Origin of the sequence: Falsiporphyromonas endometrii (genome assembly GCF_042654485.1) — a bacterium.
Taxonomy (GTDB): Bacteria; Bacteroidota; Bacteroidia; order Bacteroidales; family Porphyromonadaceae; genus Porphyromonas; species Porphyromonas endometrii.
On sequence record NZ_JBHSGO010000164.1, the window covers coordinates 1 to 11,227 of the forward strand.

7 protein-coding genes and 1 pseudogene are annotated in these 11,227 nt (G+C 40.5%); 5 read left to right on the forward strand and 3 right to left on the reverse strand.

Going from position 1 to position 11,227, the window contains the following annotated elements; genetic code table 11:
- Window positions 1-757: 757 nt before the first annotated feature.
- Entirely contained in the window at window positions 758-1,597 is an 840-nt protein-coding gene (gene nfo, locus ACFO3G_RS05200; RefSeq protein WP_380078634.1) for a deoxyribonuclease IV, read from the reverse strand.
- Window positions 1,594-2,394: a 16S rRNA (adenine(1518)-N(6)/adenine(1519)-N(6))-dimethyltransferase RsmA gene (gene rsmA, locus ACFO3G_RS05205; RefSeq protein ID WP_380078646.1), complete on the reverse strand. Its 801-nt coding sequence runs from the start codon at window positions 2,392-2,394 to the stop codon at window positions 1,594-1,596. The genes nfo and rsmA overlap by 4 nt, the downstream gene beginning before the upstream one ends.
- A gap of 171 nt (window positions 2,395-2,565) precedes the next feature.
- On the opposite strand from rsmA, the gene ACFO3G_RS05210 reads away from it, so the two are divergent.
- The 3 genes from ACFO3G_RS05210 (at window position 2,566) to fabD (ending at window position 6,158) form a co-directional block, all read left to right on the forward strand.
- Entirely contained in the window at window positions 2,566-3,630 is a 1,065-nt protein-coding gene (locus ACFO3G_RS05210) for a lysylphosphatidylglycerol synthase transmembrane domain-containing protein (RefSeq protein WP_380078636.1), read from the forward strand.
- A gap of 22 nt (window positions 3,631-3,652) precedes the next feature.
- Entirely contained in the window at window positions 3,653-5,110 is a 1,458-nt protein-coding gene (locus ACFO3G_RS05215) for an aminoacyl-histidine dipeptidase (protein WP_380078638.1), read from the forward strand.
- Window positions 5,111-5,273: 163 nt separating this feature from the next.
- The gene (gene fabD / locus ACFO3G_RS05220; protein WP_380078640.1) at window positions 5,274-6,158 is read left to right on the forward strand and encodes an ACP S-malonyltransferase; all 885 of its coding nucleotides are present in this window, start codon (window positions 5,274-5,276) and stop codon (window positions 6,156-6,158) included.
- Window positions 6,159-7,050: 892 nt separating this feature from the next.
- Here fabD and ACFO3G_RS05225 read toward each other — a convergent pair.
- Window positions 7,051-8,187 (reverse strand): annotated as a pseudogene (locus ACFO3G_RS05225) (IS4 family transposase).
- An 832-nt stretch (window positions 8,188-9,019) separates the two neighbouring features.
- Here ACFO3G_RS05225 and ACFO3G_RS05230 point away from each other — a divergent pair.
- Together ACFO3G_RS05230 and ACFO3G_RS05235 are read left to right on the forward strand one after the other, a co-directional pair.
- Window positions 9,020-9,532 (forward strand): hypothetical protein, encoded by a 513-nt coding sequence (locus tag ACFO3G_RS05230; protein WP_380078642.1) that lies wholly within the window; start codon window positions 9,020-9,022, stop codon window positions 9,530-9,532.
- A 5-nt stretch (window positions 9,533-9,537) separates the two neighbouring features.
- Window positions 9,538-10,836, forward strand: coding sequence for a hypothetical protein (locus ACFO3G_RS05235; RefSeq protein ID WP_380078644.1), 1,299 nt, complete (start codon window positions 9,538-9,540; stop codon window positions 10,834-10,836).
- The last annotated feature ends 391 nt before the right edge of the window (window positions 10,837-11,227 follow it).

Genomic DNA, 11,227 nt, shown 5'->3' on the forward strand with positions numbered 1-11,227 from the left:
ATGGTGTGTTAGATTCTGCGGACATTAAGTGTTTTTATAAGACGCTAAAGTAGTGATATAAAATATATTATGAAAAATTATTCCTAATGACGGTCATTAGAATTTGACGCCTAAAGACAAATCTGGGATTAAGTATAAGTATCAATCAGAAATAGAGCGCCGAAAATCTCGATTGTGACCTTCGGGGCTCCGATTCTTTTGTGTTTATGATGCTGCTTAGATATTAGCTTTTCCTTTGAGACAACGTAAGCTCTCGCTTCTATACCACATTATTTATTGTTGCGTGATGTTTATTACTTCGGGAGTTGGGTGATTTCTTGCAGCCATATATCGCTTACTGCATCGTTTGGCATCCTCAACATTACCTCTTGGCGAAAGAGATAATTATTTGTTGCCAATGGTCAATTTACGAGATTCTTAAGCAATGATATATGGTGTATTAAGAATAATGGCTTCTTATTAAGGTCATTAGATTTTGTCTTTTTACGAAAAATACGGCTTGGTATGACTTTTATTGATAGTCAAAGGGGTTGCATCGTGGTCTATTTGATACAACCTCTTTGGCTATTTTGGTGATTGTTTCTTATGGTTGTTGCACAAAGGAGATCTGCTTTGTCGCTTTCGCATTTCTTTTTGGTCACCTATATGAATACACTCCTTTTAACCATTCACCTACTATTTGTCTCCTATTCTTTTTGCAAGGTCACCAAATTTGCTTGTAACCTTGATAGAATCTAACTTATGCAACAATCTTTTGTTACTTGTTTTCGAAGCTCCTAAGCAGCATTATCTCCTCTTTCCAAAGCTCTTCGTTTGGTGTTTCGAGGATGATTGGCATATTGTCAAATCTTTTGTCTTGCATAAATCTTCTAAAAAACTTCGGATCTATCAGCCCTTGTCCTATGCTGTGATGACGATCCACACGGCTCGCCAATTCTTTCTTGGAGTCGTTGAGGTGGATTGCTTTGAGGTATCGGAAGCCTACCTCTTTTTCGAATTGTTCAAAAACCTCATCGTATTGTTCGTTAAGATCATATCCCGAGGTAAAGGTATGACAGGTATCGAGGCAGACACCGACACGGCTTTTGTCTTCTACTTGGTCGATGATATGCTTCAGTTGCCAAAACTCAAATCCAACATTGGTACCTTGCCCGGCCGTGTTCTCAATCACAGCTGTCACGCCGGTTGTTTTGTCCAGTGCAATATTGATAGATTTTGCCACGATATCGAGACATTTCTCAAGACTAATCTTTTTGAGATAGCTTCCGGGGTGGAAGTTGAGTAGCTTCAATCCCAACTGTTCGCATCTATGCATCTCATCATAGAAAGCAGTTCGACTTTTCTCAAGAGCTTCTGTTTCGGGATGTCCCAAGTTGATCAGATAGCTATCGTGTGGAAGGATATATTCCGGCAAGAATCCATAAGCCTTGCAGTTGGATTTGAACTCTTGGATGTTTTTTTCTGAAAGAGGTTTGGAAACCCAAGCTCTTTGATTGCGTGTAAAAAGAGCAAAGGCGTTTGCTCCTATCTTTTGAGCGTTCAAAGGAGCATTTTCGACACCTCCTGTTGCTGATACATGTGCGCCTATATATTTCATTTGGAAGTTCCTTTGTTTGTAATAATCATATTTGTCAAATCAACAAACTCTTCTACCGAAAGCTGTTCGGGGCGTTTGTTGAATATCTCGTTGGATAGCACCTCCTCTTTGCCCGGGGAAATCATCCCTTTGAGAGAATTTCTTAAGGTCTTTCGCCTCAAGTTGAATGCTGTCTTGACCACTTTCTTAAAATCTTTCTCATCACATCCCAGACAAGTTTTGTCATTGCGTCTTAATCTGATGACGCCACTCTTGACTTTAGGAGGTGGATTAAAGACATTTTCATCGACAGTAAATAGATATTCAACATCGTACCAGGCTTGCAGAAGCACTGACAAGATGCCATAATCTTTGTTTCCGGGAGGTGAAGCAAGTCTCTGAGCCACCTCTTTTTGGAGCATTCCCGTACATAGAGGTATCTGATCTCTATGTTCGAGAAGCTTAAAAAAGATCTGAGAAGATATGTTGTAAGGGTAGTTTCCGGTTAGGGCAAACTTCTGTCCGTTAGGAAATATCTGATCAAGATCCATCTTAAGAAAGTCGGCTGAATAGAGTCTACCATTAAGATTGGGTTTGTGTTGCATAAGATATTCTATACTCTCTTTATCCAGCTCAATGGCATAAAGATCGTGCCCTTTGTCCAAAAAGAATTGTGTCAGTACTCCCATGCCGGGACCAATCTCCAAGATCGGCATCTTACCGAGTGCTTCGTCTACCGTTTCGGCAATGCGTTGGGCAATCGAAAGATCGATCAAAAAGTGCTGTCCCAAGGCTTTCTTTGCTCTTACCTGCTTCATATCTTTAAAATTGTACATATATTTGTACTAAATAATATGTGACGAAGATACCAATATCATTCCATTTGAGATGTTATTTTCGCACAAGTAAGTGGATCTGCAAGGCAATATTTTAGAGCAGGTTGTTGCGCAATCATTTGATTGTAAAATACTTGCAGTTTCATTGCAACAATGAAGACAAGATTTATGAAAGAAGTCAATAAACCCCGGAGTAAGGCAGTATCCGCTTTGAAGATTATCTTGCCATTGGCGTTTGGATTGCTATTGCTTTGGCTTGTTTATCGAAATATGGATTTCTCCCAGATCGGGGAGGCTCTCAAAAACGAAGTTAATTATTGGTATATACTTTTGTCATTGGTCTTCGGACTAATGGCAAATTGCTTTAGAGGTCTGAGGTGGCAGTTGCTTATCGAGCCGCTGGAAGATGTCAAGCCGCGACCCCGAAATGCTGTACTGACCACGCTTGGAACTTATGCTGTCAATATGGCTCTTCCGAGAGCAGGAGAGTTGTGGCGTTGTGCCGAAGAGAGCCGATATGAGAAGCTTCCTTTTACAAAACTTCTGGGCACCCTCTTTATGGACCGACTGATGGATGTAGTCGTAGTAGGGCTTATTGTCCTTGGGGTGATATTCGGTGCCGGCAATTTTTTCCTCAATTTCTTTTCACATCATCAATCTCAATTTGCTTTCCAAAACATACTGGCCATCTTCACTTCGATTTGGCTATATGTAGGATTTGTATGCCTCTTTGTGATAGGTGTGTTTTGCTTTAAGCATTTTAGAAACACAAAGGTGATGACGAAAATAGTCGAGGCGGTATCAAAAGTATTGGAGGGATTGTACTCAATATGGAAGATGGATCGTAAGGGACTCTTTATCCTATATACTATCTTGTTGTGGGTAGGGTATTTCCTGTACTTCTATATCACGTTCTTTGCCTTCCCTTTTATGAGCAACTTAGGATTGGGTGCTGCGATAGTGGCATTTACAATGGGTAGTATAGCTATGGCTGTTCCCGTACAGGGAGGTATTGGGGCATGGCACTTTATGGTCATCAACACACTTATAGCTTACGGAATATCGAGTGTCAATGCCGCTACATTTGCACTCGTTGTGCATACAATCCAAACTTTATGGATAACTTTAGTCGGTTTTATATCAATCATGGTATTGCCGATCCTAAATAAAGGTTACATACGAAAGGCCTCTTCCACTAATGAAGAGCCTGTAGAATAAAAAATTTTAACACAAACAAACTATGGCCACAGAGATCAAATCACTGAAACCAAATGCTGTATGGTCGTACTTCTATGAACTGACACAGCGACCACGTCCGACATTTCACTCTCAAATCGTAGGTAAATATATCTTCGAAGAAGGCAAACGCTTGGGATTGGATACGGAGATGGATGAAATTGGCAATGTCATCATCAGAAAGCCGGCTACTCCCGGAATGGAGGGTAAACCGACAGTTACGTTCCAGGCACATATGGATATGGTACCCCAGAAGGATGCTAATATAGAGCATGACTTTGAGAAAGATCCTATCGATGCTTACATTGATGGAGATTGGGTAACAGCTCGGGGTACGACTTTGGGTGCAGATGATGGCATGGGTGTTGCTTTGGCTTTGGCTATCATGGCTGATAAAGACATTAAGCATGGACCAATAGAGGCTCTTATCACAGTCGACGAAGAGGTCGGTATGGATGGAGCAAACAATCTTCAGCCCGGATTTTCAAAAGGAGATATCCTTATCAATATTGACTCAGAAGCGGAAGGTCAGCTTTTCGTAGGTTGTGCCGGTGGCGTTGATGTCAATGTATCATTAGAATATAAAGACGAATGTGAATGTCCTGCTTCTGATGTTGCTTTTAAAGTGTCTCTTTCCGGACTTAAGGGTGGTCACTCCGGACTTGATATCAATATCGGAAGAGCAAATGCCAATAAACTAATCAACCGTTTCCTAAAAGAGGCTGTGGAATATTATGGCGCTCGTCTGGCATGGTTGGAAGGCGGATCTCTTCGCAATGCCATCCCAAGAGATGCTACTGCCATTATTACAATGACAGATGATGAGAATATCTCTGCTCTTTGGGAGCTTGTTTCTGACTATCAAGATCTCTTTAATGAAGAGTTTAAGGGAATAGAAAACAATATTATCTTTAAGATAGAGAAGGTAGAGACTCCAAAAACCCTTATACCGGAAGAAATTCAAGATGCATTGATCAATAGTGTCGAAGCTTGTGTCAATGGAGCGATCTCTATGCTTACAGATTTCCCGGGAACAGTCGAATCTTCAACCAACTTGGCCAAGATTATAGCTCATGATGGTAAGGTGGATATTGTCTTTTTGGTAAGAAGCTCCAGCGAATCAAGAAAAGAATGGGTTGCTTCGGCTCTCGAAAGTGCCTTTACCCTTGGTGGATTTAAGGTAGAGTTTGAGGGTAGCTACAATGGTTGGCAGCCAAATATTAAGAGTAAGGCTCTTGAAATGTTGCGCAAGAGCATTGTCAAGGTGTATAAGAAGGAGCCGGAAGTGTTGGTGATGCATGCCGGATTGGAATGTGGTATCATCCAGGGTGTAATGCCCAATATGGATATGATCTCCATAGGCCCGGAAATCAAGTCTCCTCACTCACCGGAAGAGAAGGTACTAATCTCTTCTGTTGAAAAACTTTGGTATGTGTTGACAGACGCATTAGAAAACTTATAAAGATTTACAAACAATCTCCAACCGGGTGCATATTGTTGCTCTCGGTTGGTTTGTATTTATATAGATGCTCGTACGATGGATAATGGACCCTGCCTGAGAAGGGTAGACGATCTTTCAATCACAAAAGACGAGGTATATTAATTATAAAAAACCACTAACTTATATGAAGACAGCTTATGTTTTTCCAGGTCAAGGTGCCCAGTTTGTAGGTATGGCCAAAGACCTTTATAATTCCAATGAAACAGCTAAGAATTTGCTTGAACGTGCCAATGAACAACTTGGATTTAGAATCACAGATATCATGTTTGACGGTACAGCAGAAGAGCTTAAGCAGACGAAAGTTACACAACCGGCAGTCTTTTTGCATTCTGTCGTATTGGCCCTGATGATGGGTGATGAGCTAAAACCCGATATGACAGCAGGACACTCTCTTGGCGAATTTTCAGCCTTGGCAGCGGCAGGAGCTCTTAGCTTTGAAGAGGCCTTAGACCTTGTGAGCAAACGTGCTATGGCAATGCAGAAAGCTTGCGAAAAGCAGCCCTCAACAATGGCAGCCATATTAGGATTGGATGACAACGTGATCAAAGAGGTGGTAAATGGTATCACAGATACAACTGTGGTAGCTGCTAACTTCAACTGCCCGGGGCAGGTCGTTATATCCGGTACCATAGAAGGAATAGACCGTGCTTGCGAACAACTAAAAGCTGCAGGAGCAAAACGTGCTCTTAAGTTGGCTGTAGGTGGAGCTTTCCACTCTCCTTTGATGGAACCCGCAAGAGCCGAATTGGCAGAAGCTATTGACAATGCAAAGTTTATAACTCCTAAGTGTCCAATCTATCAGAATGTGACAGCGAAGCCTTCAACAGACCCTGTGGAGATAAAAGAAAACTTGATAGCTCAGCTGACTTCTCCGGTAAGATGGACAGAAAGTGTACAAGCTATGATAGGTGATGGAGCTGAAAAGTTTGTTGAACTCGGACCGGGTAGCGTTTTGCAGGGACTAATCCGTAAGATAAATAGGAACGTTGAATTAGAAGGCCGTCAGTAAAACATAGAATAACGGGGACATTACTTCGTTGCCTGCAAGTCGAAAGATCGATCACGTACACAAGTACGCTCGCTCCCTTTCGCTTTTGGCGCCTTGTACTGTCCCCGTTTTTCTATGTTTCTTTGATCTAATCTTTGCAACCTCTTTTCTGTCATTTCTTATTACTTCGTTGCCTGCAAGTCGAAAGATCGATCACGTGCATAAGTACGATCGGTCTCTTTTACTTTTATTCATATCAAACCTGTAATAATAGGTACAGTACAAGGCGTCAAGCCTTCGACGTGAAGGGAGCATACATTTGTATGTGACCAAACTCGAATGTCGCCGACAACGCCGTAATGTGCTATTATTACAGGTTTTGGCGTCTTGTAGTGTCCTCTTTTTTTCATGTTTCTTTGATCTAATCTTTGCAACCTCTTTTCTCATTTCTTATTACTTCGTTGCCTGCAAGTCGAAAGATCGATCACGTACACAAGTACGCTCGCTCACTTTCGCTTTTATTTATATCAAACCTGTAATAATAGGTACAGTACAAGGCGTCAAGTCTTCGACGTGAAGTGAGCATACATTTGTATGTGACCAAACTCGAATGTCGCCGACAACGCCGTAATGTGCCATTATTACAGGTTTTGGCGTCTTGTACTGTCCCCGTTTTTCTATGTTTCTTTGATCTAATCTTTGCAACCTCTTTTCTGTCATTTCTTATTACTTCGTTGTCTTTAATTCAAAAAGATAGACTTATACTATTGAAAAATCAGATGATTAAACATTTTAGAAATGCCTTGGATACCAATGGTGTCCTAAACGATATTCTTTAAAATAGGCTGTATGCAATGAGATAAGGGATCAATAGTCACTTGTCTATAAGATCATTTTTGGAGGGGATCCCCTCCTATGCAGATTCGGGCTCCTCGAGAGGAGGTGAAAAGGGCTCATTTATCCATTTGTAAAGGTCTATTTTTAGTGAAAATGTTTAATCTGAGCGATTCCGTTAAGTTTGATAGATGCCATGGGTGTTTCGCTACTTGTTTGAGGTGATGAAGTAGGAGTACTGTAATTAGCGCAGTCCGGATCCGTATCTCCACGGCATTCTGAGAAGTACCAAGAAAGCTCTTGATGTGCAGATTTTGCTTGAGATTGCGGAAGAACGTCTCAATCTTCCAACGAGAGTGATAGAGCTGTGCAATGGTGTCGGTAGCATGCTTGAAGTCATTGGTTAGCAGCTCGATTACATAATCATTGGGATGTAAAACAGCTATCCTGCTGATCTTCTTTTGATATTTGTCCTTCGTTTGGACTCCTGTAAGCAACACCTCCTCGTCAATAAGTATCTCTTGAGAGGTATGCTCGGGTAGATCTCTTTCGCGAACTGAATCAAATAAGAGGTTACTCTTCCTCCTGACAACGAAAAGGATATCCTTGCTATCCCAAAGATTGAGTAGCTCCGTGTCGCTATAAATAACAATGGTTTCAGGAGCAAAATGGAGTTGTTTAGCCACGGTATTGTCTGCCCCTTTGCCATCTGATATGCAGACAAACTCTGGTAGAAGTGTCTCATAATCAAGTATTGTGTGCATCTTCACGGCTCCCTTGGTATGCGTGTACAAAGCCCAATCATACGTACTGATACAGAGAGACATTAACGTTGAGTCTAAGAGCACCACTTTGGACTTGAGACGCTTTTTGATGTGCTTGAGCATGCCCTTCTGTCCAAAATGTTCCAAAAGAGCGTAATAAACCTCCTCGAAGAACTTTGATGTCCTCTTCCTATTCTGATAACCGATGTTCGACTTGAAGGGGGCACGACACAACCCCAGGTGGTTAAGGTTACCTGTGGCAGATTGCAACCTCTCAGATATCTGCCGTAAGGAGACGCTCCCCGAGAATTGACTAAAATCATAGTTACTAAGTGGCTCCAGGAATTAAAGCCCTTAGAGTGCTTGTCTGTATTGTGCTTTTTGACAAGACGTTGGATAATATCGCGAGGAATTAAGCGTATAACTTGAGCGAAAAGTGTTATGTTAGCCATGAAAAGGGTGGTTTGTGCAGCTCTTGGAGTTGTCTTTTTTGTTTTCACAAACCTATCCTTTTCTTGTTATCCGAACAAAACGTTTAGGACACTATTAATCTTGAACCTCTTTCTTCCTCCCCAACTATCTCACTCGAAAAAGATTGATCTCCGATAAGAGATCGTGAGTTTAATATAACAACTATTGAAGTCAGACCATCTGTTCCCTTTTGAGTTTACAAAGCGATGAGCATCTTATTAAACTATAAGATACTTGTTGTTGCAACCTAACTTCGAGCAACTGTTGCTTTAGATCCGATCTTGAGGAGCTTATCCTATTCTTTTATTCCAATCGGTTGGATGATGTGATTCTCTATTCTTGACCTTATTAACTACCATCAAGATCTAAAGTGATAAAATATATAAAATACTTATTAATATTTTATAGCTGATCAGAGATACCTTATGAAGGACTATTTGGTATATTAACTTTTGTATAAGAGATATACATTGCTTATTGATACAGTATTTGATCCTAGAATAGAGCATAGGTCTCTTGATGTGTTTTATATGAATATCTATTTATTTACTTAATATCAATATGAATTAATCTTTTATATAGTTTTTTACTAATGTATTTTTATATATATTTGTAGTGGTGTTACCATTAAATGATAGTAATCGTAACTAAAAGCGGTCATTTTTTGTTCATCTAATGGTTGATTTGCCTTCTGTAAAGTGAATATGATTAAATAGGTATCCTATTTGAATAACCTTCGGGCATTAAGTTAGGGGTCTTCTTGGTGTCTGGAGGATGATATGTTTAAGACTCTGTTATCTTTTGTTAATTTCTATGAGAATGTCATTATTACCAAAACTATTATTGTTAGCTTTTGGATGCATCTTAGGCATGAATGCTCAAGGTGAGACATTTCCACATTCATTTGTTGTCAAAGAGTATCAAGGTGCTATGACCGTAGTCCCTGTGGATAAACTTCACAAGATTACTTTCGGCAACAATGGGGTCTCTTTGCATTTGAATGATCCATCCAACACCGAAAAGTTTAAGACTGTGTTTGATTATGGAGATGTCGCGGTCTGTTTTTTTTCTAATCAATTTGCTCCTACTCATATTGATTGTCTTGATGATGAGAGTATGACATCTATCAAAGTGGTTGTTCGGGGTGATGATCTCTATTTAATAGGTTTACAATCCAAAAGTTGTGTAAAGATCTACTCCATAGGTGGTTTGTTGCACTTAAGTTGTAGAGATTTTGATCCGGATCAGTCTATCAATATAGGTTCCCTACCGGATGGTATGTATATTTTAGTTGTTAATTATCAAGTAATAAAATTTATAAAGTAGGTGCCATGTTTAGTATTAAAAGAAAAAATTTTCCTTTGTTGTTGTTAGGATGCATATTGTTTTGCTCCTTTTCGTTTGTTAATGCTCAAAGCAATTCGACCTCTCCTAAAAGATCGGTTATATTCTTGCATTCGATGAATCCTTTGACCTATTGGTCTAGTCAGATCGATAGTATTGTCTTTCTCGATTATGAGGCAGATCTTAAGACATCCATTGAGGTTACTCCGGTCTTGGATACGGTGGGTAAGGCTCACGTCATTATCCCGGAATGTGGTCCCGACGTGACTTTTGCCAAGTTTGTTTTGCCTGAGGATTATAAGGTTAATCCGGAATGGAACGATGAAGATATCTGGGCTTATATGTCCTCTGACATTGCTTACAATATCGATCCTCACAAGTCATATGACCTAACCGGTCTTCAGCGTACAGAAACTTATGTTGCTATGATTGCCGGGGTAGACAAGTATGGATATTTGGGCAAGCCATATAAGTATGAATTTACGATGCCGGATTATAAATTGGAAGGTGATCCTGTGGTCGATGTAAAGTTTTATGATCCGACGACAGTCGGCATAACAGTTGACCTTGTGCCCAATGATGATTGTATGGGCTATTTCTTTTTTGCAAGTGAACCTGTTGATCCCGACAAGGAAGAGTTTGGTCTTAAGTTGAAGCAAAGGGTTATTGCATTTGGCAAAGACTTTAAGAATCCCGGCAGCCCGTATATGCGACCTGTCAAGGGGTTGGTGTACAATAGCTTTTTGCCGAGTTCGGACTATGCCCTCTATCTTGTGATGGTGGATGCCAATGGTCAGTATTCTGATCTTATTACACATCCATTTAGGACAGCCAATAAGGGTACCGACAAGGAAGCTAAGACTCATGTTGAGGTAAGTGAAATAACTGCTACATCTGCACGTGTGAAGGTGACTCCTGACGAAAACACATCTGTATTCCGCTCTTTCCTAGTGGTCAAAGAGCTTTATGATACAGACAAAGAACTAAGAGAGTATGTAGATAGTAGGATGGATGAGCCCAACTCAATGTACAACCCTTTGATGGTCGACCCGGATGATTGGGTTTGGAACGATTTGTACAGTGACACCGAATATTACGTTGTAAGCCGTGCCAAAAATGCACTCTCAGAATGGGGTCCTTTGCAGAAGGTAGTCTTTAAAACACTTCCTTCGAATGCTCAATCATTTTCTTTGAGGGGTCTTTCCAAGGAAGAGAGTGTTATATTGAGGGGGTCTTCTGAAGAAGAGCCCGACAAAGTGGAGGTAATCGATATTCGCAAAAGATAATCGTTTTGATTTTACATTCATCGATTAGATAGGGTAATGTAATTCTGTAAGAGGGTCGGGTTGGAATGACAAACTCGACCCTTTTTTGTCTTCGGATCGGAGTCCAATAGGTAAAGATGGATGCAAGAGATTTCGATCAGTCTCTGCGGTGGGAATGGTGTGTCATGGGTATCTTCTCAGGGTATCATCTCTATCCTGCTAGAGGCACCATCCATAAGATTCTCCGAATGATATGTATGGAGAGATATGAGAGGGGGATAGTGTAAAGATACTGTCCCAAAAAAGTGTGTAAGACCCAAGACTATTATCTTTGAAAAAATAAAATAAAACAGTAAAACAGTATGGATCTCACACGAGTACAAATTAAAGAAATTATTTCGAATTGTCTGGC